Raw genomic sequence first — 23,233 nt, 5'->3', positions numbered from 1 at the left:
CTCCCTGTGGGAGAGGGGAAGCAGTGCGCTATGCCGGTCTGTAAACCTTCTCGGCCGTGTTCCAGAAGATATCCGCCTCGGCGGCTGCGCCATGCTTGCCTACCGCGGCGCGGTGCGCCTTGATCAGTTCGGCATGGGTCGTCCAGAGTTTTTCGATCGGGAAGTTGGAGCCGAACATCAGGTGGTCAGCGCCCAGAATGTCGATGGCATTGTCGACGATGTAGGCAATCAACGCCGGATCGTTGCGGTGGGCGAAGGTGCCGAGGCCCGACAGCTTGGCGTAGAAGTTCGGCGCTGTTGATAGCGTACTCAGGCCGGCTTTCCAGGCCTCGGTGGTTTCCGGCTCCAAGCCGGTCAGCATGCCGGCATGGGTGAGGATGAAGTTGATCTGCGGGTTCTCGCCGACCAGCGTCAGCCCGTCCTTCATCTGGGCAGGGAAAAGCTGCAGGTCGAAGGACAGGCCATAGTCTTTAAGCCGCGCGACATTGGCCCGCACCTTGGGGTCGATGACCTGATCGGCCGAGGCAGCGAAGCGGAAGGCCGGCGTCTCGTGCCAATGCATCTGCATGCGCACGCCGCGCAGCAGCGGGTACTTTTTCAATCGATCGATCTGGGGCCGGACATCGTCGACGGTCATATCGGTATAGCCGACGATAGCGTGCGGCCAGCCGGTCTCGTCGGCAGTCTTCTGCAGGAAGGCGACTTCTTTTTCGAAATCCTCCTTGGCCCAGTTGGTCTGGACATAGACGGCCTTCTCGACACCTGCGCCTTGCTGATCGGCGAGAAATTCCTCGATCGGATAGTCGCGGCGGATCGGTTCGTAGGGGCCGAAAATGCGCGGCACCATCGGCCCGACCAGCCATGGCTGGTCCTGCTGGCGCCAGATGTGGAAATGCGCGTCGATGGCTTTCTGCATCACGATACCCTTTTCCAGATTGCCGACGCCGCCGGGGCGGGGCGGGCGAGCGACAGGATGAAATCGGTGAGGCTCCCGAGCGACGAGCCGTCGATGAGATCGTCGAGATCAGGCAGGATGGCGCGGAGTGCTGCCGTGGCGGGAAGGAAACGCGGGTCACCGGCCAGCGGTGTGGCCAGCGACAGGCGAAAGGCGCGGGCGCTCAGCCGGCGCATTGCGGTCTCGAGATCGGCATGGTCGCCGCGCTCCAGCGCGTCCGACAGGATGATCACAGCGGCACCGCGGGCGAAAGCTGAGAAACGCGGCACCGAGAGGAAGGCGAGCAGGGTCGGTCCCATGCGCGTGCCGCCGTCCCAGTCGTCGACGAGTGCCGCCGCTCGGGCGAGAGCCTGGTCGCGATCGCGGATACGCAGTGCGGATGTGATGCGGGTGAGCCGCGTGCCGAAGGTGAAGATTTCGGCACGGTCAGCACCTTGTACGGCGGCGTGCGCCAGTTTGAGATAATCCGATGTATGCAGCTTCATCGAGCCGGAAACATCGATCAGGATCAGCAGCTTGCGCGAAACGGTTTGGCGGCGGCGGAGCTGCGGCGAGGGGATATCGCCATCGGCGCTGACGATTTCCCTGAGCGAGCGGCGCAGATCGAGCTTGCCGCGCGAATGGGTGCGCACGGTGCGGAATGAGCGGCGCGCGGGGAGGGCTGAAGCGAGCTTGCGGCGGAAGGGCCCAAGGCCATCGTTGTCGCGGAGGAAGTCGCGGCTGCTGAGCTGTTCGATTGCCGCCGACAGCTCGCCGCCTTTCTCCTGGCGCGTGGTCTGTTTCTCCTCCTGGCGCGTGCCGTGATCGTCCTTGATGCGGGTTTCCTCGTCTTCCTCGCCTTCGATCGAGGGTTGGCCATCGCCATGGAAGTGATTGCGAAAATGCGCCTCGAATTCGCCGCGGCGATCGGGCGGGGGGGCAAGCGTTGCGAGCGCCGCCTCACGGATGTCGGCCATGGAGCGCGGGCCGAGCAGGGCTATGGCCTGCATGAAGCTGGAGACCTGCTCGGGGGCGACGGCAAAGGCGTGGCGGCGCAGCAGCCGGGCGAAGTGGAGGAAGGGCGCGGAGGCGAGAGGAAGGGTTCCCTGACGCATCATTCCTTCGCGCCCCCCTCTGTCCTGCCGGCCATCTCCCCCTCAAGGGGGGAGATTGGCGGCTTCGGCGACTTGCTCAGGTCTGCAACTCTGGAGATTGGCGAAAGCCACAATGACAGCTGATCTCCCCCCTTGAGGGGGAGATGTCCGGCAGGACAGAGGGGGGCGCTGTCCCGCCGGCGTTGCGCATTGCCGAAGTCCCGGCTCACCCCAGCGCCTCCTCGACAATCTGGCCAAGCTCCGGCGCGATCGCGGACAAATCCTCCTCGTCCTTGATCAGCACGCCGATGGCGCGGCGGAAGGCTTGCGGCCATGGGCTGCCGCCTTTCTCCAGTATGGTGGCGGCGTTGGCCCATTCGACGGCCTCGGAGATGCCGGGCGGCTTGGCCAGCGGGCGGACGCGGATCTCCTGCACGGCATTCGCCACGGCGCGCGCGGTGGTCTCGGCGACATCGCCGGCGCGCAGCATGATGATGGCGGCTTCTCGCTCGGCGTCGGGATAGCCGATCCAGTGATAGACGCAGCGCCGACGCAGCGCCTCCGCCAGTTCGCGGGTGCGGTTCGAGGTCAGGATGACGATCGGCTGCGCTTCGGCGCGGATGGTGCCGCGTTCGGGAATGCTGATCTGGAAGTCGGAGAGGAATTCCAGAAGTAGCGCTTCGAATTCGTGGTCGGAGCGGTCGATCTCGTCGACCAGCAGCACGCGCTGCTCCGGCGCCCGCAGCACCTGCAGCAATGGCCGCGCGATCAGAAAGCGGTCGTCATAGATGTCGATCTCATGCTCGCCGGCATGGCGGATGGCGAGCAGCTGGCGCTGGTAGTTCCATTCGTAGAGCGCGTGTGCTGCGTCGATGCCTTCATAGCATTGCAGCCGCACCAGATCGCGGCCAAGCAGTTGCGCGATCGCCTTCGCAGCTTCGGTCTTGCCAACGCCGGGCGCGCCTTCCAGCAGCAGCGGCTTGCCGAGCCGTATGGCCAGGAAGATGGCGGTGGCCAGGCTGTCGTCGGCGAGGTAGCGCGATCCAGCGAGGTGGCGTGCCACCGCCTCCGGCGAGGTCGCGACAGTCTCGGCATTCGGCTCCTGCATGTCGTCCTCAGTTCGCCGCTTGCGCCTTCAGCGCGCGCAATATGCGCTCCGGTGTGATCGGCAGCGTGTCGATGCGCACGCCGACGGCGTCGAAGACGGCATTGGCAACCGCGGGGATCTGCGGGTTCGCGCACATTTCGCCCGGTCCTTTGGCACCGTAAGGACCATCCGCCGACGGCCGCTCCAGCACGATGATCTCGGTTTGGGCGAGATCGCCCGGTCCCGGCATCAGATACTGGTTGAAGTCGGTGCCGCCATGGTCGCGGTTGGGATAATAGGGCTCGGTCGTTTCGTAGAGCGCGTGGCTGATGCCCATCCAGGAACCGCCGACCAGTTGCTGCTCGACCATTTTCGGGTTCAGCGCGCGGCCGATCTCAAAGACGTTCTTCACGGTCAGCACCGTAACCTCGCCCGTCTCGTCATCGACCTCGACTTCGGCCACCGTGCAGGCATGGGCGTAGCAGGTCGACGGCTTCATCGCGCCGGTCTCTTTCTCCGGATAGGAGCGCGGGATCAGGAACATGCCGCGCCCGGATATCGAGCGCCCGCGCTTGAAATGCGCCGACAAGGCGACATCGAAGATCGAGATCGACTTTTGCGGCGCGCCCTTGACCAGAATATTGCCCTGGCCGTCAGTCTCAAGGTCGGAAGCGTTGACCTCCAGCTCTTCCGCCGCCACTTCCAACATCACCTGGCGCGCTTCCTTGGCCGCCTGGATGACGGCATTGCCGGCGCGGTGGGTGCCGCGCGAGGCGAAGGTACCCATGCAGTGCGGGCCGGTGTCGGTGTCGGCGGTGTCGATGGTGACCCGGTCGGTCGGCACGCCGATGGTCTCGGCGCAGATCTGCGCCATGATCTGCTTCAGGCCCTGGCCGAGATCGACCGACGAAAGTGTGACGATAAAATTGCCGGTCGGCGTCGAATGCACCAGCGCCTGCGTCGGGTCGCCGCCAAGGTTCATGCCCGTCGGGTAGTTGATCGCGGCGACGCCGCGTCCGCGCCTTATCGCCATCTCAAGCTCCCTTCGTGTAGGAGGACATCGCCATATACTTCTCCGCCACCGGCCAGTTGGCGGCGCGCGACGCCTCCTGCATGCACTCGATCAGCGCCGCTCCTTCGGTCGGCTGGCGATGCGCCTTCATGTCGCCATCGCGATAGGCGTTGATGAAGCGGAATTCGAGCGGGTCCATGCCGATCAGCCGCGCCAGCTTGTCCATCTGCACCTCAAGCGCGAAGTCGCCGATGGTGACGCCGAAGCCGCGCATGGCGGAGGAGGGGGTGCGGTTGGTGTAGACGCAATAAGTGTCGATCCAGACATTGGGAATGGTGTAGGGCCCGGGATAGTGCGCCGCTCCCTTCTGCGCGCCATAAGGCGAGTGGCGCGAATAGGCGCCGGCATCGGTATAGCCGGTCACCTTGCGAGCCACGATGCGGCCATCGTTCATCACGCCATCCTTGATGATTATCTTTTCGGCGGCGCGCGGCGAGGAGATCTGCATCTCCTCCTCGCGGCTATAGACGAAACAGACTGGGCGTCCGGTTTGTTTAGCGCCAAGAATGGCGATCGGCTCGACGATGACGTCGACCTTGCCGCCGAAGCCGCCGCCGACAGTGCCGCCGACGAAATGCAGTTTTGAGCCGGGCATCTGCAGGATGATCGAGGCGTTGTCGAGGGTGAAGAACATCGCCTGGGTGTTGGTGTAGCAGGTGAAGCGGTCATTGCCTTCGGGCACCACGACGCAACCGGTGGTCTCGGTCGGCGCATGCTCGATGGGCGAGGATTGATAACTCTGTTCGAGGATGTGGTCGGCGCCGGCGAAGCTCGCCTCGACATCGCCGAAGCGCACCTTGCGGCATTCGCCGCTGTCATAGAGATAATAGTTCTGGCCGTGATATTCGTTGACCAAAGGCGCGCCAGGCTTCAGCGCTTCTTCCATGTCGAAGACGGCCGGCAGCACCTCGTAGTCGACCTTGACCTTGGCTGCCGCTTCCTGAGCCGCGCGCTCGGTCTCGGCCAGCACCGCCACCACCGCCTCGCCCTTCCAGCGTACCTTGCCGTCGGCCAGCACCGTCTCGTCTTCCGGTCCGACCTGGATCAGGATCAGGATGGTGTAGACATTGTGCGGCACATCCTTGGCGGTGAGGATTTTCACCACGCCGGGATGCTTCTCCGCTTCGGAAGTGTCGATCGAACGGATGCGGGCATGGTGGTGCGGACTGCGCACCATTTTCAGGTGAAGCATATTCGGGAAGTTGCGGTCGGCGAAATAGGCGGTCTTGCCCGTCACATGGCCCGGCGAATCCAGCCGCGGCCGCCCATGGCCGATCTCGTGCAGGCCGTCCTTGCGCTGATCGGCGAAATAGTTTTTGCGCAGTTCCATTCTTTTGGTCCTTAGGCCGCGTTCTGCGAATTGGCTCGGGCCGCGGTCAGCACCGCCTGGATGATCGGCTCGTAGCCGGTGCAGCGGCAGATGTTGCCGGACAGCGCCTCGATCACATCCTCGCGGCTCGGATTGGGCGTGTGGTCGAGCAGCACCTTGGCGGCCATGATCATGCCCGGCGTGCAGAAGCCGCATTGCGTGGCGAAGGCGTCGAGGAAGGCACGCTGCAGCGGATGCAGGACGCCGGCCTCAGCGAGGCCCGATGTGGTGCGGATGTCGGCGCCGCTGCAGGTCTCGGCCACGGTCAGGCAAGAGAGCCGGAGTTCGCCGTCGATGATCACCGAGCAGGCGCCGCAGGTGCCCTGGTGGCAGCCGCCCTTGGGCGAGGTGTCGCCGATCTTGTCGCGCAGCGCGTGCAGCAGCGTCGTGCCGCTGTCGACAAATTCGGCCTTCTCCGAGCCGTTGAGCGTGAACTGAACCGGAACCTTTGCCATGTTTTCCTCCCAGCGCGCCTGCCCGATTGATCGGACAGACGCGCGCCCCCCAAGCGGTGGTTAAGTAAGCAGCAGCCGGCCGAGATGGACCGGGAGAACCTCGGCGCGATACCAGGCGCTGGCGATCGGATCGGTGATTGGCGAAGTGCCTTCACCGGCTGCAGCCAGCGCCGCTGCGACGCCGTCCTGGTCAAGCCTGCTGCCGATCAGTGCCTTTTCCGCAGCGCGGGCGCGCATCGGCCGGTCTGCCATGCAGCCGAGCGCGATCCGCGCCGAGGAGACAGTGCCGTCGCCGGCCTGTTCGAGAACAGCGGCGATGCTGAGCACCGAGACGCCCTTCGGCTTGACCCGCGACACTTTCAGGAAGCGGAAATTCTCGGCCTTCGGCAACGCGAAGGCGACTGATGTGACGATGGCGCGGCTGCCGTCCCGCCAGGCCAGAAAATCCTCGATAGGCAATTCCCCATCATCGGTGGCGACCGTCGCATCCAACGCCAGCAGGGCGACAGCGAAATCACCGTAGGGCGCCGGTGCGAACAGATTGCCGCCGACAGTCGCCATATTGCGGATCGCCGGGCCGCCGACGGCGCGCGCAGCCCTGGACAGCGCCGCAAGCTCGGGATGGCGGGCGATGGCCGCCATTTTCACCGAAGCTCCGATGCGGACCTTGCCGCCGGCAACGGTGATCCCGGAGAGGGCCGGATCAGTCGAGCGGACGAGGCCGGTGACGGAGACATCGCCTTCATTGGCGGCGCGCACGACCAGCGTGCCGCCGCCGAGATAGCGGGTGCCGGGCGCCTTCAGCGCCGCGTTGGCATCCCTGACGGCCGAAAAGGTCTGGAGGGCAAGCGCCATGGCAGTCTCCCTGGTTCAGCTCTGGCCAGAAAAATGGCTCTTCAACGCATTGAAGCCACCCTGGAAGACATTGGCGGCCATGCCGGCGGCGATCTTGTCGGCCTCTTCGGGCGCCGCGTCGAAGCTCGCGGTCCATTCGGCATAGGTGCGATCGCCATCGGTCACGCGGCGCAATTGCAGCGTCGCCTTGTGATTGGTCAGCGGCTGCGGCGTCTCCAGGATGGAGTAGCTGACGCGGAAATTCGCATCGGAGAAGTCGAGCAGTTTTTCGCGGATACGCGCGCCGCTGGCGAGCTCGAAATTACGCACGCAGCCGATGGTTTCGGCGCTCTTGCCGTCTTCGATATGGCTCTTGACCATGCGCGGATGCCAGCCCGGCAGGCCGTTGAAGTCGCGGATGCGCGCCCAGACCTTTTCGACCGGCGCGTCGATGACACTGGAGACGGTGACTTCGGCCATATGATCATTCCCCTACGAATTCGATACGCAGCAGGGTAGGGCGGCGGCCGGTGCTGCGCTTATCAATGGGTCTTGCGGCCCTATCAAGGAGTCTGAAAAACGAACGGCCCGTTCAGGCCATGGCACGCGCCGCTTCGCGGTAAAGCGTCGGCGGCACGCCGACATGGTCGCGGAAGAAGCGCGAGAAATTGCCCTGGGTGGTGAAGCCGAGATTGCAGGCGACCGAGATCAGCGGTTCCTGCGACCACTGCAGCTGCCGCACGGCTTCCTCCATGCGCAGCGTGTTCCAGTAGACATTGGGCGTCAGATTGGTCTGTTCCTTGAATAAAGCAAAGAAGTGCGGCCGCGACAGGCCGACGCTGCGGGCGACGTCGTCGAACGAGATGCGTTCGCAGACATTGGCCTTCATCAGCTGGATTGCCTTGCGGACGCGGAAATCCTGCATTGTGTTGACCCGGATCCGCGCCTCCTGCGGCGCCGAGGCGTCGGCGGCGTCGAGCAGGCTATCGATGAAGCGCTCGATCTCGTAATTGGCGACGTCGTCGATGCTTTCATTATCGCTCAAATGGTCGAGCAGGTTGGCGGCGGCCTGGTGCAGCCAGGGTTCGAGCGTGATCGCAGCCTGTGCAAACAACGGCGCCGACGAAGGCAGGTCGCGGCGCCGGCGCGCCCAATCCGGATCGATGTAGAAAGCGAGGAACAGGCCGGGCCTGCCGTTCTGCGACAGAATGTGGCTGTGCGGCTGGTAGGAATTGATGCCGGCGGCGGTGCCGGGACCCAGCGGCACCGTCTCGCGGCCGACGGTCATCTCGCCGGCCGTGCCCTCCAGCCAGATGATGATGTGGGCCTCGACATGCGCATGGGTGACGAAGTCGCTGGCGACATTCAGGACAGAAACATGTCCGAACCGGCCCCAATAGAGCCTGATCGCGTCCGTCATGGGTTATACCTCCCGCAGACGACTGGCCTCCCTTCGCCTGCGACGGGATTGTGCGGCTGAGTTCGGGCTCGCGTCAAGGCGCGGGGCGAAAGCCGCTGTGTGCTGCCGGCCGTAGTGGTGGATTTTCAGACTGAGCGATAGGGTTTCCCGTCAAACCGAAGCCGTCATGCCGCCGTCGACATAAAGCGTATGGCCGTTGACGAAGGATGAGGCGTCGGAGGCGAGGAACACGGCGGCGCCGATCAGTTCGTCGACATACCCCCAGCGGCCAGCCGGCGTGCGCTTTTCCAGCCAGGCGGAGAATTCCTGGTTGTCGACCAGCGCCTGGTTCATCTCGGTGCGGAAATAGCCGGGGGCGATGGCATTGACCTGCAAGCCGTATTTCGCCCAGTCGGTGCACATGCCACGTGTCAAATTGCGGATTGCGCCCTTGGTGGCCGTATAGGGCGCGATGTTGGGCCGGGCGAGTTCGCTCTGCACCGAGCCGATGTTGATGATCTTGCCCTTGCCGCGCGCGATCATATTGCAGGCGACCGCCTTGCCGGCATGGAAGGCGCCGGAGACATTGGTCTTGAACAGCCGCTCCCACTGCTCCTCGGGAAAGTCCTCGAGCGGGGCGCGAAACTGCACGCCGGCATTGTTGATTAGGATATCGATGGCGCCGATCTCGGCTTCGATGCGGGCGACATCGGCATCGACCGCGCGAGAATCCGTCACGTCGAAGGTCGAGGGGTGCGCTTTGAAGCCGGCATCGCGCAAGCCGGCGACGGCACCGGCAACCTTGCCGGCATCGCGGCCGTTGAGTACGACACTTGCGCCATGCTCGGCAAGGCCGCGCGCCAGCGCCAGGCCGATGCCTTGGCCGGAGCCCGTAATCAGCGCCAGCCGGCCGTTGAGGTCGAACAGGGATTTCGATGTCAAAGCAACGGTTTCCAGCCGAAAGATTCAGTCCAAAAACATTCAGTCATTGCGCCTGAAGTTGCGGATCCGGTCGAACAGCACCGCGAGCAGGATGGCGCCGCCGATGAACACGCCTTGCCAGAAAGCATTGATGCCGAGCAGACCAAGGCTGTTGCGGATCACTTCGATGAGCGCGGCACCGACAATGGCGCCGAAAGCGGTGCCGACGCCGCCGGCGAGATTGGCGCCGCCGATCACGGTGGCGGCGATGACCTGCAGTTCCATGCCGGTTCCGAGATTGGTGGTGACGGCGCCAAGCCATCCGGTCTGGATGATGCCGGCAATGCCCGCCGCCAGCGCCGAGATCATATAGACGGCGACCTTGATCTGCTTTACCGGAACGCCGGTCAGCGTCGCCGCGTGCTCATTGCCGCCAATGGCGAAGATGTGGCGGCCAAACTTGGTCCAGCGCAGCGTGAAGCCGGTGATCAGCGCCAAAAGGATCATGTAGAGCACCGGATTGGCGATGCCGAACACCCAGGCACCGCCGCCCAGCGCCAGAAGCTTGTCGTGATCGGGGCCGAACTGGAAGACGACGGTGTTGTTGGAGGCGACCATGGCGAGGCTGCGGGCAATCGACAGCATACCGAGCGTCACCACGAAGGGTGGAAAGCCGAGATAGGCGATCATGATGCCGTTGAAGGCGCCTATGGCGAGCGCGGTGGCGATCGAGGCGAGGATGCCGACTTCTATGGAGTAGCCGGCATGCATGGTGACGGCCAGCACCATCGACGACAGGCAGAGCACCGAACCGACCGACAGGTCGATGCCGCCGGTGATGATGACGAAGGTCATGCCGAGCGCGATGATGGCGACGAAGGTGATGTTGCGGGTGATGTTGTAAAGGTTCTTCGACGTGGCGAAGGCGTCGGTGGCAAAAGACAGGAACAGGCAGGCCAGGATGACCGCGATCACCACCCAGAAGGTCTGGCTGGCAAACAGTCTTGCCGGCAAGGATTGTTGTTTTTGTTCGATCGGCTGGTCAATTGTCAGTGCCATCGTCGACCTTCATGTGCTGTGCGTGGTGAAATTCGCTGAGATCAAACCTGTTCGATGGCGCCGGTGATCAGCCCGGTGACTTCCTCGGGCGAACTTGACGCAATCGTCTTGTCGGCGACCTTGCGGCCGCGCCGCATGACGATGACGCGGTCGGCGACGGTGAACACGTCAGGCATGCGGTGGCTGATCAGCACCACTGCGATGCCTTGGTCGCGCAAATGGCGGATCAGGTTCAGCACTTCGGCGACCTGGCGCACCGAGATCGCGGCCGTCGGTTCGTCCATCAACACGATCTTGGCCTGCGACAGCATGGTGCGGGCAATCGCTACTGCCTGGCGCTGGCCGCCCGACATCTGCTTGACGAGGTCGCGCGGACGGGTCTCGGACTTCAACTCGGCGAAGAGCTGGCCGGCGCGCTTGTACATGGCGGCATAGTCGAGGATGCGTAAAGGGCCGAGGCCGCGGCGCAATTCACGGCCGAGATAGACATTGGCGGCGGCGGTCAGATTGTTGCACAGCGCCAGGTCCTGGTGGACGATCTCGATGCCGTGCTGGCGAGCTTCCGCCGGCTTGTGCAGGATCAACTCCTTGCCGTCCATGCGCATGACGCCATGGCTGGGGCGGAAATTGCCGGCGATCATCTTGACCAGTGTCGACTTGCCGGCGCCGTTGTCGCCCATCAGGCCGACCACCTGTCCGGGCTCGATCGACAGCGATACGTCGTTGACCGCCTGGATGGCGCCGAAATGCCTCGAGATATTGGTGAGTTCGAGAACCGCCACCAGTCTTTGCCTCCCCGTGTTTTGCGACCCGCTGCTGTTCCCGGCGTGAATGCCGGCGCTGCTTTGGCCCCGCTCTCCCCATCTCCTCCCGGAAACAGCGTCAGCGTTCTTTTACGCAAAAGCCGGCGCTCGTCAATCAATTGTCGGACGAATTGAAGCGTTGGTCATCCAAAAATCCGTTTTGTAGGACAAATAGCATTGACGTTGGCCGCAAGCCGATATTAGCTAAGCGTCGGAGGAGATTATGCCGATGCCGCTGGCGGTTAGCCGGGCGGAATCGGCGGAGGTTATCGGTCGAGGTTGCGGCGCCACCCATGTGTTGAGCCGGGCCAATGCCGCATCTGGAAATGCTTATCGATCTGTCTTGGCGACACGAGTGCTCGTGAAACGAACCTCGGTCATTAAGCATCCGGTCGATCTGTGTGGCGGGCACGCCGTGTCCGTCTGTTTCAAGGGAGGACTGACATGAGGAAAACACTTTTGCTCGCCGCCGTCGCCGCCATGGCGCTGGGCGCCGGGCCGGCTTTGGCCAAGAAACAGCTCGTCATCGTGGTGAAGGGTCTCGACAATCCATTCTTCGAAGCCATCCACCAGGGTTGCGAGAAATGGAACAAGGAAAATGCCAGCTCGGAATATGAATGCTTCTACACCGGCCCGGCGTCGACCTCGGACGAGGCCGGCGAGGCGCAGATCGTTCAGGACATGCTGAGCAAGGCCGACACGGTGGCAATGGCGATTTCGCCATCCAACGCGCCGCTGATCGCTCAGACGATCAAGACCGCCAATCCGACGATCCCGATCATGACGCTCGACGCCGATCTCAGCAAGGAAGATGCCGCGCTGCGCAAGACCTATCTCGGGACCGACAACTATTTGATGGGTCACAAGATCGGCGAGTACATCAAGAAGGGCAAGCCGAACGGCGGCACGATCTGTACCATCGAAGGCAATCCCGCGGCCGACAACATCCTGCGCCGGGCGCAGGGCATGCGTGACGCGCTGTCGGGCAAGGAAGGCCTGGCGGCACTTGCCGGCGAAGGCGGTTGGACCGAAGTTGCCGGTTGCCCGGTGTTCACCAATGACGACGGCGCCAAGGGCGTGCAGGCGATGACCGACATCCTCGCCGCCAATCCCAAGCTCGACGCCTTCGGCATCATGGGCGGCTGGCCGCTGTTTGGCGCACCGCAGCCCTATCGCGACCTGTTCGGGCCGCTCAAGGACCGCATCGCCAGCAACGACTTCGTCATTGGCGCCGCCGATACGATCGGCGATGAAGTGGCGATCGCCCGTGACGGCCTTGTGACCGCTCTGGTCGGTCAGCGGCCGTTCGAAATGGGCTACAAGGCACCATCGGTGATGATCGACCTGGTCGAAGGCAAGGCGGTCGCCGATCCGGTGTTCACCGGCCTCGACGAATGCACCAAGGACACGGTCGACACCTGCATCCAGAAGTAGGTTCTCGATTTCGGGGCGCCCTTTGACGGGCGCCCCGTCTCTTCCCGGACGGACGCAACGGTTGGGGCAGCAGGCTCCGGCTTTGACACGCCTGTAGTTTGGATTTTCGGCAACGAGATCGGCGCGCCGTGCAGGTTCGGACCATTCCGGACGCAGACGGCCGACGCATTGGAACGTGAATGCCGGACGAGAAATCAAAGAAGCGAGCCGAGCGGGCCAAGGCACAAACCAGCCTCGGTCCGGCTGTCATGCGCAGGGCCGGTGCCGCGCATTTTCCGGGAGCGAGCGTCCATGTCTCGCTGGCCGGCGAGATTGGCCTCAGGATCGTGCGCGGCGACTATCCGCCCGGCACCATTCTGCCCAACGAGGCCAAATGGGCCGAGACCTTCGATGTCAGTCGTTCGGCGGTGCGCGAAGCCATCAAGATGCTGATGGCCAAAAGCCTGCTGGCTTCACGGCCCAAGATCGGCAGCTGGGTCGAGCCCAGGGAACGCTGGAACCTGCTCGACCGCGATGTGCTGGCCTGGTACGCGACCGGGCCGGACCGGGAGGCCTTCCTGCGCACGGTGCAGGAGTTCCGTCACATCATCGAGCCGGAAGCGTCGGCCTTTGCCGCCACGCGGCGCAGCGACGAGCAGATGGACGAGATCAGCCAGGCCTGTCGTGAGATGGGCGAGGCTCTGAACCTGCAGGAGCGTATCCGCGCCGATACGCGTTTTCACCTCGCCATACTGCGCGCCTCGGGCAACGATCTGCTGGTGCCGCTTGGCGTTCTGATCGAGTCGGCGCTCGATCATCTCTTTGTCTTCGTCACACGCGAGACCAGCGATCAGCGGCGGGCGCAGGCGCTGCATGAGGCGATCGAGAAGAACATCCGCCTCCAGCGTCCTGCGGCCGCGCGCAATGCGGTGCACAAACTGCTCGCCAACACCGACGATGTTATCGGCCGGTCGAGGCGCTGACACAGGCTTTTCGCCACCTCAAATCGTCTGCTTCTTGCCATCCTTGCTGGGCATCAGGTCGACGCCGTTGACCTTGCCGATATATGTCGCCAGCATCGGCACGAATTGCTCGGCCGGGCCAGTGGCATGGGCACCGGCGAAGGAGTTCTTGGTGGCGTTGCCGAGCGGGTTGGCGATGCCGGCCGCACCCGCCATCGATTCCAGATAGGTCAGGTCCTTGAAGGCGTTGGCGATGGTGAATTTATGCGCGTCGCGGTCGCCCTCCAGCGTCCAGCGCATGAAGGTCTGGTAGAAGCCGCAATCCATGCGGCCGTTGCGGATGACGCTGTCGAAACGCGGTGGCGAGATGCCGACCTTTTCGGCCAGCGCCAGCGCCTCGGAATAGATCGCGGCATAGCCCAGCGAGATGAAGTTGTTGAGCAGCTTCATGCGGTGGCCGTCACCTGTATCGCCAATATGGACGATGCGGCCGGCCCAGGTTTCGATGACCGGCTTCACACGGGCAAACAGCGCGTCGGGCGCGCCGACCATGGCGTCGAGCGTGCCTTCCCAGGCTTCCTTCGGCGTGCGGCTGAGCGGTGCATCGACGAAGTCGACGCCGATCTCCTTCAGTTCCGCCGCCAGCGCCACGGTCGAGACCGGATCGGCGGTCGAGCAATCGACGACAACCGAGCCTCTTTTCAGGCCCTCCTTGAGGCCGCCGGGGCCACGGATGATGGCTTCGACCTCGCGCGAGCCGGTGACGCAGATGAAGACGATATCGGATGCCGCTGCCACCTCACGCGAGGTGGCCACTTCCTTCGCACCGCGGCCAGCCAAGTCTTCCGCCGGCTTGCGGTTCTTGCGGCCGAGGAAGGTCAGGCCATAGCCCTTGTCGACGATGTTCTTGGCAATGCCGTGCCCCATCAGGCCAAGGCCGATAAAGCCGATCTTTTCGCTCGCGGCGGTCGTGGTCATGTCTTGAAGTCCTGTTGCGATGATTGATATTGGGCGCCGCCGTCTTGCGGGCGAGGGTGGTTGCGGAATGCCATATTGTCTGACAATACACAGAAATCCTAGGCATTGGAGACGAAAATGACGAAGCGGATCATGTTCACCGGCGGCAGCGGCAAGGCCGGTCGCCATGTCGTGCAATATCTGATCGAACAGGGCTGCCAGGTGCTCAACATCGACACCAAGCCGCTCGACAATCCCAAGGTACGCACGCTGATCACCGACATCACCGACAGCGGCCAGGTGTTCAACGCGCTGTCGAGCTATATGGGTCTGCACGAATTCGACCCGTCGCTGCGCCCGCAGCCGGTCGATGCCGTGGTGCATTTCGCCGCCATACCGCGCATCATGATCACGACCGACAATGAGGTGTTCCGCATCAATGCGATGGGCACCTACAACGTCATCGAGGCGGCGGTGAAACTCGGCATCCCCAAGGTGGTGATCGCGTCCAGCGAGACCACCTATGGCGTGGTGTTCGCCAACGAACCGCGCGACCCCAAATATTTTCCCCTCGATGAAGAATACGACGTCGATCCGATGGACAGCTATGCTCTGTCCAAGGTCGTCAACGAGCACACGGCGCGCGCCTTTGCGCAGCGCAACGGCACCGATATCTATGCCTTGCGCATCGGCAACGTCATCGAGCCGCACGAATATTCGCTGTTTCCGAAGTGGTTTGCCGATCCGGGCTTTCGCAAGCGCATCGCCTGGAGCTATGTCGACGCGCGCGATCTCGGCCAGATCACGCTGCGCGCCGTTGAAACGGACGGGCTCGGCTTCCAGGTGTTCAACGCGGCCAATGACGATACCTCGTCCGACCTGCCGACAGCGGAACTTTTGAAGCGGTTTTACCCCGACGTGCCGGTCAAGGCGGAGCTCGACGAATACGAGACGCTGCTTTCCAACCGCAAAGCCAGGGACATGCTTGGCTTCCGTCCCGAGCACAGCTGGCGCAAATACGTCAAATAGGCCGGCCGGGGGCAAGGTTGCGACCTGATCTGTGCACAGCCGCAGCCTTTGCCGTCAACGTCCCGCCCTTTGCTTGACAGCTTCCGAAATCCGGACTTTGTGGAGGCATGAGGGACGGAAAGCCGAATAAGGGAAAGATGCCTGAAAAGGCGGCATCCGCAGAGCGCCCGGCGACCCTTCGCCGGGCTGACGCGGCCCGGATGCCCGGCACCAGCGTGCATGCGTCACTGGCCAGCGAAATCGGGCTTCGGATTGTGCGCGGCGACTATCCGCCGGGCACCATCCTGCCCAATGAAGCCAAATGGTCTGAAACCTTCAACGTCAGCCGCTCGGCGGTGCGTGAGGCGATCAAGATGCTGATGGCCAAAAGCCTTCTGGCATCACGCCCTAAAATCGGCAGCTGGGTGGAGCCCAGGGAGCGCTGGAACCTGCTCGATCGCGATGTGCTCGCCTGGTACGCGACCGCGCCCGACCGTGAGGTGTTCCTGAAGACGGTGCAGGAATTCCGCCACATCATCGAGCCGGAAGCGACTGCCTTCGCCGCCATGCGACGCACCGAGGAGCAGATGGCCGAGATCAGCCAGGCCTGCCGCGAGATGGGCGAGGCGTCGAGCCTGCAGGAGCGCACGCGCGCCGACACACGCTTTCATCTCGCCATCCTGCGCGCCTCCGGCAACGATCTGCTGGTGCCGCTCGGCGTGCTGATCGAATCCGCCTTCGATCATCTGTTCACCTATACGACGCGCGAACTCGACGATCTGCAGCATGCACAGCAACTGCACGAGGCGATCGAGAAGGCCATCCGCCTGCAGCGGCCGGATGCGGCCCGCAACGCGGTGCGCAAGCTGCTCGCCAATACAGACGGCGTCATCAACACCCGGTAGGATGTGCTGATATTCAGGTGAGGCCGGCCTGCAAACGCCGGCTTTCTGCGCTTCCGGTGCTCACTTACTTAAGTACGCTCCGCTCCGGTTCTCGAAATCCAACGTTTTCGGCGCGGCCTGACCTGAATCTCAACACATCCTGCGAGCGCTCAGCCGGCCTGCGAAGTGGCCAGGTGCTGCCTGGTCAGCGCGACCAGCAGCGCCTGGTCGCGGGCGGCGTGCTCGGGGCGGTTGACCACCTCGTCGCCATTGACGATCGCACCCCAGAAGCCGCGCAGTTCCTCGACGAAGGCTTCGCCGTAGCCGGCACGCAGATCCCTTGTCGACAGTGTGTGGCCGTCCGAGGTCTTCACAGTCAGCCGGGTCGGATGATGGTTGAGCCAGGGCGAGGGGAATTCGAGCTCAAGGCTGGCATCGTCGAAGAACAGCGTGATGCGTTCCTTGTAGTCGGCGAGCTTCGGCACGGTGAGATGCGTCATCGTCCACAGCGCCTGGCCGTCGAGCAGTTTTACCGCGCCCTGGCCGCCATCGCCATTGGCGAAGATCTGCGCGCCGACGACCTCGCCATCCGGCACGCTGAGCGCGTCGAGCAGGCCGTGTACGGCATTCACATCGTGAATCAAGGCGGAGCTGTAAGCGGCGGTAAATCCACGGAAAGCCAGATCGTTCAAAGGCTGGCCGATGGCGCGCTCGACCTGTTGTTTCTGCTTGCTTTGCGCGGCGGCAATCAGCTCCTCGGGAATGTCGTTGCCTCGCTTGTAGCGCTGGTGGGCGATGAACGGCCAGGCATCGGGATCGTTGACCTCGACCGAGACGGACCGCAACGTCTTTGCCGTGCCGGGCAGCGAGGCCAGCGCCAGCCGGTAGTTCGGATCGAAGCGCTTCATATAGCCGACCTGCATGACCTTGCCGGCCTTGTCGCGCGCGGCGATGATCTCGGCGATTTCCGCCGGGGAATAGCAGAGCGGCTTTTCGCAGAAGACATGCAGGCCGCGCCCGAGTGCGGCCAGTACCTGCTCGTGATGCAGCGGGTCGGGCGAGCCGATGACGACGGCGTCGAGCTTCTGGCCGAACAGTTGCTCCGGCGTTTCGAAATTGGCGATGCCGTGAATTTCGCTGACATATTCCCGCGAAATCCTTGACGGGTCGGCAACGCCGACCAGTTCGAACAGGTCGCCGAGCCGCAACAGATTCGGAATATGCTCGACCTGCGAGATCATGCCGGCGCCGATAACGCCAACCCGTATCCTGCTCATGCTGCTAAAACTCTCTGCAAAGTGTTCCAGGCTCAGGGTGCGGCGGCCGGCCGATTGCCGATCTGCGCCAACAGCCCGGCAATCTCAGCTTCCACCGCCTTCAAATCCTCGCCGCCCGACATGATCGAAATCACCTCGTCGCGCGAGATCTCGGACTTGGCGTATGTGCCGCGATTGCGGCCGCGGTTGAGCAGCGTGAAAGTGTCACCGACAGGGTAGGCGTGGTGGATGTTGTGGCTGATGAAGATCACGGCCAGGCCGCGCATGCGCGCCTCGATGATGAATTTCAGCACCATCGCCGCCTGATGCACGCCGAGCGCCGAGGTCGGTTCGTCCAAAATCAGCACCTTGGCGCCGAAATGCACGGCGCGTGCGATCGCCACCGACTGGCGCTCGCCGCCCGACAGCGTGCCGACGGCCTGCGTCGGGTCGCGCACGTCGATGCCGATATCGGCCATCGCCTGGCGGGCAATTGTGTTGGCGCGCTCCTTGTCGAAGCGCGAGAAGGGCAGGCGGCTTCTGGTCGGCTCGCGGCCGAGGAAGAAGTTGCGCGTGATCGACATCAGCGAGATCATGCCGAGGTCCTGGAAGACCGTCGCGACGCCGAGGTCCTGCGCGTCGCGCGGGCTGCGGAACGTGACGGGCTTGCCGTCGACGAAAATCTCGCCCTTGGTCGGCCGGTGCACGCCCGACAGAACCTTGATCAGCGTCGACTTGCCGGCGCCGTTGTCGCCCAGCAAGCAGTGCACCTCGCCGGGATAGACCTTGATGTCGATATCCTGCAGCGCGCGCACCGAGCCGAAATTGACCGACACACCACGCAATTCCATGGCTGGCTGGATGGCCGGGGACGGGTTTGGGTAGGTCATTTGCCGCCTCCGCGTCCGAGCGCCTTGAGGCGGATGTAGTTGTTGACCAGCACGGCCATCAAAATGACGATGCCGAGGAAGACCTTGAACCAGTCGGTGTCGATGCCGGTGTAGAAGATGCCCATCTGCACCAGGCCGAAGATCAGCGCGCCGAACAGCACGCCATAGACGGTGCCGTAGCCGCCGGTGAGCAGCACGCCGCCGATGACCGCGGCGATGATCGCCTCGAATTCCTTGAGCAGGCCGCGCATGGTGTCGGCGGAGCCGGCCTCCATCACCTGGATGGTGGCAAGCAAGGTCGCGGCACAGGCGGTGTAGATGAACAGCGCGATCTTAACCCGGTCGACCGGCACGCCGACATTGCGGGCGGCATTGAGGTCGCCGCCGGTGGCGAAGATCCAGTTGCCGTATTTGGTCTGGGTCAAGACATAGCCGGCAAGCGCTGTCAGTCCGAGCCACCAGACGATCGACATCGGAATGCCGACGACGAAGGGAATGCCGTCGGTGCGGGTGGCGATCCAACCTTGCGTGCCCATCCATTGGAAGAAGCCGGTCAGGAGATGGCCGTTGAACAGGCCCGCGGTTGCCGGGTCCGGCGCGCCGTCGAGGATGTAGGGGATCTGCGTGCGGCCGGTGACGGCGCGGGTGATGCCGATCGATAGGCCGCGCAGGATGTAGAGCGACGCCAGCGTCACGATGAAGGAGGGCAGGCGGGTCTTCACAACGATCAGCCCGTTGACGTAGCCGGTGAGGATGGCGACAGCGAAGGCGCAGGCGATGCCGCCCCACAGCGGTAGGCCCCAGTATTTCACCGTCAGCCCGATGACGACGCCGGCGAAGCCGACCATCGAGCCGACCGAGAGATCGAACTCGCCGGCGATGATGAGAAGGGCTGCGGCAGTGGCGATGATGCCGAGTTCGGCCGCCAGCGTCAGGAAGGTCATCGACCCCTGCAGCGAATAGAGGTTCGATGCACCCGGCAGCAGGGCGAAGATGATAATGGTGGCGATGAGGCCGCCGGCGGCACCGGCTTCGGGCCGGCGCAGCCATTGAGTCAGCCGGCCGGTGCTGGCCAGCCGCTCGTCAGCACCGGCCGGCCGTTTCGACATCATGCCGAAACGGTCCTTGCCCAGTACCCCGGGGGCCGGCGCTTCTGGAGGTATTGCCTTGTCTTCCACAACAGCCATTAGGCTCCCCAATCGCTCACTTCGCAATCTCGACCAGAGACGGGGAGCGCATGGCGGCTCCCCGATCCGTTTTGGTCTTGCCTTAGCGGATGCCGTCCTTGGCGAGCGCCAGGATCGCCTTGGCCTTGTCGGGCGAGTCGATGAACAGCGGGCCGGTGTAGGCGTTGTTCTGCGGCCAGAAGCCATGTGTGGCATGCTCGACCAGATAGATCACCGGCAGGTATCCCATCAGATATTGCTGGGCGTCCATGCCGAAGCCCATTTCGCCGGCGACGACGGAATCCAGGACTTCGGGGCTGATGTCGAAGGTGTAGAGCTTGATCTTGCCGAACAATTCCTTCTGCCGGAAGAACGGGATCAGCGGATTGGCGGCGGTGGCGCCGAGCGCGAAGACGGCCTGGGTGTCGAGATGCGCCGACAGATAGGCCTCGGTGCGGCGCTGGATGTCGGCCGGATCGGGCGACACGGTAAGCACCTCGGTGCCGCCGCCTGACGGCTTCAGCCCGTCATTCAACCCCTGGCAGCGCTGGTCGAGGCTGACATTGCCGACCTCGTGGTTGATGCAGACGACCTTGAGCGTGCCTTCCTTGGCCAGGCGCTCGCCGGCCTTCTTGCCGGAATCATATTCGGAGACTGTGCCGACATAGAGAGAGGTGCCGAGTTCGGCGCCTTCCTTCTCGCCGGAATCCAGCACGACCATCGGAATGTTGGCGGCAAGTCCGGCCTTGACCGATTTACCAAGCGCATTGGCGTCGGCAATGGAGACGGCGATGCCGTCTGGATTGGTGGCGATGGCCGCGTCGAGCAGGCGGGCCTGTTCGACCACGTCGAACACTTGCGGCGCATAATATTCGACCTTGGCGCCCGTGAGCGCCGCCGCATCGTCGACGCCGCGCTTGACCACCGACCAGTAGGGATCGGAGGCCGAGCCATGCACCACGAAGGTGATGCGGACATCCTTCGGGTCCTTCAGGCCCGCGGCCTGCACGACGCCCGCCAGCATACTCATCGAGACAAGCGCGCCGAGCGCCAGTTTCAGAACAGTCTTCATGTCATTCTCCCATTGTCGTTGCAGTTCCAAATCCCTCTTTGCGCTGTTGGCCGACGGATCGGCTTACGGCGCTGACCGGGTGGCCGCTTTGCGGGCCTTTGCCGGTGTCGATGCCCCGAGCCGTGCACGCAGTTCCTCGCGCAACGGCTTCATGCCGATGATGTCGATGTCCTGCGCGCCGAGCCAGTCGCGAAAAGCCTGGTCGCGGAAGAGTTCATATTCCTCGGTGCGGATATAGGCGGAGCGCGGCTCGATCAGTTCGAGCTCGCCCGGCGCGTTGAAGTGCAGGCAAAAGAAGGTCAGGCCTTCACGGACCCCTTCGACCAATGCCTTGTAGACTGGCTCTATCGGCTTGGAGCGTGGACGGCCCCAGGTCGTCTGCATGGCGGCGTCGAAGATGACAAAGCCTTTGGCGCGGGCTCCAGTGACGCCGCGCTGGAACGCCGCTTCGGTGACGCCGACCAGATTGTCGTTGGGCGAATAGGCCGACAGCGTTTTGGTCAACAGCACCGGCAGCCGATATTCCAGGCCGAGCCTGATGTAGACGTCGCAAAACTCCGGCGACAGCGCTGCCCCCATATGGGCGTCAAGATGAGTGACGTCGATGCCGGCGCGGTAGGCGGTGTCGATCTGGGCGCGAAGCTCGGTTTCCACCGCTTGCGGTGCTGCCTTGCGGCGGGTGGTCGCGACATCGGGCCAGAAATAGCCGAACTCGTCCGTCAGGCCGGCCGCGCGCGACGGCGACGTCAGCGGCCGCCATTTGTAGTGCTGCTTTTCGCTGTTCAGCGTCAGGTGGACGCCGAGATCGAGCCGGGGGTCGGCGGCTGTCGCTTCGGCCATCTCAGGGAACCATGGACACGGCACCATCACGGCGCCGGAGCTGCAGGCGCCCAGTGCGGTCAGTTCGAGGAAGGCGCTGTTGGCGCCATGGCACATGCCGACATCGTCTTCATGCAGGACGAGCTGTCGCGTCATGGACGGCCACCGTTTTGCCGGCCACCATCTTGCCGGCCACCATCTTGCCGGCCACCATCTTGCCGGCACGCCGGTTTCGAGGGTCTTCCAAAGTGTGTCCCGTGCTGCATGGAACCGACCGTTTGCCCAACTGGACGCGATGGAACGCCCAACGCGGGCTTTCCGACAGGGCCACTTCGACGAATTCGGATGGGTACGATTTTTCCGCGGGCCTGCATTCTGGAATGTCGATTTCATTCGATATGCCCACAGTCGGCGCTAAACGCCGCTCCGACGTGAGCAGGATGGCTTGGTCCGATCGCAGCGGAGTGGTTCTTTCAAACGGCGGCCGCAGGCGTACTGCTTTCATACCATCAGCGATGTGGAGACTTGCCATGTACACCGCCGGCGAAGAAGAGATCGAAGCCATTGCCAGGGTGATCCGCTCGGGCGCGCTGTTTCGCTATGGCGAGAACAGCGAGTGCAACCGCTTCGAGGCCCGCTATGCAAGGCATCTCGGCGTCGAGCATTTCGCGCTTGCCGCCAGCGGCACCTATGGGCTCGCCGCAGGCCTGATCGGCCTCGGCATCGGCCCGGGCGATGAGGTGCTGGTGCCGGCGCACACCTATATGGCGACCGCCACAGCAGTGCTGTCGGTCGGCGCCATTCCGGTCATTGTCGACATCGACGAGAGCCTGACCATCGACCCGGCCGCTCTGCGCGACGCCGTCGGCCCGCGCACCAAGGCGGTCATCCCGGTACATATGTGGGGTGCGGCCTGCAACATGAACGCCATCATGGACATCGCTAAAAAACGCGGTCTGCTCGTGCTGGAAGATGTCTGCCAGGGCATTGGCGGCGGCTATGAGGGCAAGAAGCTCGGCTCCATCGGCCATGCCGGCGCCTACTCCTTCAACTACTTCAAGAACATGACGTCGGGCGAGGGCGGCGGCATCGCCACCAGCTATCCGAAAGTGGCGGAGCGGGCGCGCTGCGCCATCGACCCCTGCCACTTCTACTGGCAGGGCCGCAGCGACAGCATCAAGCCGTTCGCCGGCATCGGCGCGCGCGCCTCGGAATTGATGGGCGCGATGCTCAATGTCCAGCTCGACCGTCTCGACGGCATCATCGAGGCGATGCGGGCGGAGAAGAAGAAGGTGCTGGCCGGCACGCGCCATCTCGGCAATCTCGGTCTGACGCCGTCGCCGATGAACAGCCCCGACGACGATTGCGCGGCGCAGGTGATGTATCTGCTGCCCAGCGAACAGGCGGCGCAGACTTTTTCGAAGACCATTCCGAGCGTCATTGCCGGCAAGACCGGCCGCCACAATTTCACTCAGTGGGACCAGGTGCTGATGCATGAGGGCGCGCATCATCCGGCGCTCAATCCGTACACGCTGCCGGAAAACAAGGGCCTGCGGCTGACCTATGCCGACGATCTCGGCAAGGGTTCTCTCGACATCCTCAACCGCACGGTGATGATCGCGATGAATCCGGCGCATGGCGACGCCGACATCGACGACATGGTCCATAACATCGATGCGGCGGCCCGTGTGGCGCTGGAGAATGCCTCGCTGGACGATGTCGAGGTGCGCAAGGCAGCGCCCGTCGATCTGCAGAAATTCGATAGTGTGAATTGAAGCG

24 protein-coding genes are annotated in these 23,233 nt (G+C 63.6%); 5 read left to right on the top strand and 19 right to left on the bottom strand.

Annotated features, from left to right (window positions below; all coding sequences use genetic code 11):
- Positions 1-28 precede the first annotated feature (28 nt).
- The 12 genes from NKK52_RS14785 to NKK52_RS14730 form a co-directional block, all read right to left on the bottom strand.
- Positions 29-916 carry an amidohydrolase family protein gene (locus NKK52_RS14785; protein ID WP_023682245.1) on the bottom strand — a complete coding sequence of 296 codons (888 nt, stop codon included), beginning with the start codon at positions 914-916 and terminating at the stop codon, positions 29-31.
- Positions 916-2,052: a vWA domain-containing protein gene (locus NKK52_RS14780; protein WP_023682244.1), complete on the bottom strand. Its 1,137-nt coding sequence runs from the start codon at positions 2,050-2,052 to the stop codon at positions 916-918. Before NKK52_RS14780 ends, NKK52_RS14785 begins: the two co-directional genes overlap by 1 nt.
- 202 nt (positions 2,053-2,254) lie before the next feature.
- On the bottom strand, positions 2,255-3,136 hold the full coding sequence (locus NKK52_RS14775) for an AAA family ATPase (protein WP_023682243.1): 882 nt from the start codon (positions 3,134-3,136) through the stop codon (positions 2,255-2,257).
- 7 nt (positions 3,137-3,143) lie between these two features.
- On the bottom strand, positions 3,144-4,148 hold the full coding sequence (locus NKK52_RS14770; protein WP_023682242.1) for a xanthine dehydrogenase family protein molybdopterin-binding subunit: 1,005 nt from the start codon (positions 4,146-4,148) through the stop codon (positions 3,144-3,146).
- Between the two features lies 1 nt (position 4,149).
- Positions 4,150-5,517, bottom strand: a complete 1,368-nt coding sequence (locus tag NKK52_RS14765; protein WP_352499685.1) for a xanthine dehydrogenase family protein molybdopterin-binding subunit — start codon at positions 5,515-5,517, stop codon at positions 4,150-4,152.
- An 11-nt stretch (positions 5,518-5,528) separates the two neighbouring features.
- Positions 5,529-6,011, bottom strand: coding sequence for a (2Fe-2S)-binding protein (locus NKK52_RS14760; protein ID WP_023682241.1), 483 nt, complete (start codon positions 6,009-6,011; stop codon positions 5,529-5,531).
- Between the two features lie 60 nt (positions 6,012-6,071).
- A complete protein-coding gene (locus NKK52_RS14755) occupies positions 6,072-6,866 on the bottom strand; it encodes an FAD binding domain-containing protein (protein ID WP_023682240.1) in 795 nt (264 codons plus the stop codon).
- Positions 6,867-6,881: 15 nt separating this feature from the next.
- On the bottom strand, positions 6,882-7,325 hold the full coding sequence (locus NKK52_RS14750) for an SRPBCC family protein (RefSeq protein ID WP_023682239.1): 444 nt from the start codon (positions 7,323-7,325) through the stop codon (positions 6,882-6,884).
- Between the two features lie 112 nt (positions 7,326-7,437).
- Positions 7,438-8,265, bottom strand: coding sequence for an AraC family transcriptional regulator (locus NKK52_RS14745; RefSeq protein ID WP_023673046.1), 828 nt, complete (start codon positions 8,263-8,265; stop codon positions 7,438-7,440).
- Positions 8,266-8,415: 150 nt separating this feature from the next.
- On the bottom strand, positions 8,416-9,186 hold the full coding sequence (locus NKK52_RS14740) for an SDR family oxidoreductase (protein ID WP_031197944.1): 771 nt from the start codon (positions 9,184-9,186) through the stop codon (positions 8,416-8,418).
- Between the two features lie 39 nt (positions 9,187-9,225).
- Positions 9,226-10,224 carry an ABC transporter permease gene (locus NKK52_RS14735; RefSeq protein ID WP_023673048.1) on the bottom strand — a complete coding sequence of 333 codons (999 nt, stop codon included), beginning with the start codon at positions 10,222-10,224 and terminating at the stop codon, positions 9,226-9,228.
- A 41-nt stretch (positions 10,225-10,265) separates the two neighbouring features.
- On the bottom strand, positions 10,266-11,006 hold the full coding sequence (locus NKK52_RS14730; RefSeq protein ID WP_023682237.1) for an ATP-binding cassette domain-containing protein: 741 nt from the start codon (positions 11,004-11,006) through the stop codon (positions 10,266-10,268).
- Positions 11,007-11,471: 465 nt separating this feature from the next.
- Between NKK52_RS14730 and NKK52_RS14725 the strand changes: the two genes are divergently transcribed.
- Positions 11,472-12,461: a sugar-binding protein gene (locus NKK52_RS14725; protein WP_023673050.1), complete on the top strand. Its 990-nt coding sequence runs from the start codon at positions 11,472-11,474 to the stop codon at positions 12,459-12,461.
- A 179-nt stretch (positions 12,462-12,640) separates the two neighbouring features.
- Complete coding sequence (locus NKK52_RS14720; RefSeq protein ID WP_023682236.1) at positions 12,641-13,423, top strand: FadR/GntR family transcriptional regulator; 783 nt, start codon at positions 12,641-12,643, stop codon at positions 13,421-13,423.
- A gap of 18 nt (positions 13,424-13,441) precedes the next feature.
- Here NKK52_RS14720 and NKK52_RS14715 read toward each other — a convergent pair whose 3' ends face one another.
- Entirely contained in the window at positions 13,442-14,380 is a 939-nt protein-coding gene (locus NKK52_RS14715; protein WP_023682235.1) for an NAD(P)-dependent oxidoreductase, read from the bottom strand.
- 117 nt (positions 14,381-14,497) lie between these two features.
- On the opposite strand from NKK52_RS14715, the gene NKK52_RS14710 reads away from it, so the two are divergent.
- Positions 14,498-15,388: an NAD-dependent epimerase/dehydratase family protein gene (locus NKK52_RS14710; protein ID WP_023682234.1), complete on the top strand. Its 891-nt coding sequence runs from the start codon at positions 14,498-14,500 to the stop codon at positions 15,386-15,388.
- A gap of 107 nt (positions 15,389-15,495) precedes the next feature.
- On the top strand, positions 15,496-16,272 hold the full coding sequence (locus tag NKK52_RS14705) for a FadR/GntR family transcriptional regulator (protein WP_023682233.1): 777 nt from the start codon (positions 15,496-15,498) through the stop codon (positions 16,270-16,272).
- 149 nt (positions 16,273-16,421) lie between these two features.
- Here the strand turns inward: NKK52_RS14705 and NKK52_RS14700 are convergent, their stop codons facing one another.
- The 6 genes from NKK52_RS14700 to NKK52_RS14675 form a co-directional block, all read right to left on the bottom strand.
- Complete coding sequence (locus tag NKK52_RS14700; RefSeq protein WP_023682232.1) at positions 16,422-17,528, bottom strand: Gfo/Idh/MocA family protein; 1,107 nt, start codon at positions 17,526-17,528, stop codon at positions 16,422-16,424.
- 32 nt (positions 17,529-17,560) lie between these two features.
- A complete protein-coding gene (locus NKK52_RS14695) occupies positions 17,561-18,397 on the bottom strand; it encodes an ATP-binding cassette domain-containing protein (RefSeq protein ID WP_023712088.1) in 837 nt (278 codons plus the stop codon).
- Complete coding sequence (locus tag NKK52_RS14690; RefSeq protein WP_352630512.1) at positions 18,394-19,509, bottom strand: ABC transporter permease; 1,116 nt, start codon at positions 19,507-19,509, stop codon at positions 18,394-18,396. The genes NKK52_RS14695 and NKK52_RS14690 overlap by 4 nt, the downstream gene beginning before the upstream one ends.
- 157 nt (positions 19,510-19,666) lie before the next feature.
- On the bottom strand, positions 19,667-20,635 hold the full coding sequence (locus tag NKK52_RS14685) for a rhizopine catabolism ABC transporter substrate-binding protein (RefSeq protein WP_023682230.1): 969 nt from the start codon (positions 20,633-20,635) through the stop codon (positions 19,667-19,669).
- Between the two features lie 63 nt (positions 20,636-20,698).
- Positions 20,699-21,610, bottom strand: coding sequence for a polysaccharide deacetylase family protein (locus NKK52_RS14680; RefSeq protein WP_023682229.1), 912 nt, complete (start codon positions 21,608-21,610; stop codon positions 20,699-20,701).
- Positions 21,585-21,986: a hypothetical protein gene (locus tag NKK52_RS14675; RefSeq protein ID WP_156939233.1), complete on the bottom strand. Its 402-nt coding sequence runs from the start codon at positions 21,984-21,986 to the stop codon at positions 21,585-21,587. Before NKK52_RS14675 ends, NKK52_RS14680 begins: the two co-directional genes overlap by 26 nt.
- Here NKK52_RS14675 and NKK52_RS14670 point away from each other — a divergent pair.
- Positions 21,985-23,229, top strand: a complete 1,245-nt coding sequence (locus tag NKK52_RS14670; protein WP_023682227.1) for a DegT/DnrJ/EryC1/StrS family aminotransferase — start codon at positions 21,985-21,987, stop codon at positions 23,227-23,229. The genes NKK52_RS14675 and NKK52_RS14670 overlap by 2 nt on opposite strands.
- Positions 23,230-23,233 lie beyond the last annotated feature (4 nt).

Origin of the sequence: Mesorhizobium sp. C277A, assembly GCF_040324395.1 — a bacterium.
Taxonomy (GTDB): Bacteria; Pseudomonadota; Alphaproteobacteria; order Rhizobiales; family Rhizobiaceae; genus Mesorhizobium.
The sequence above is the reverse complement of the archived record's forward strand: the minus strand, read 5'-3'. Positions and strand labels throughout refer to the sequence as shown.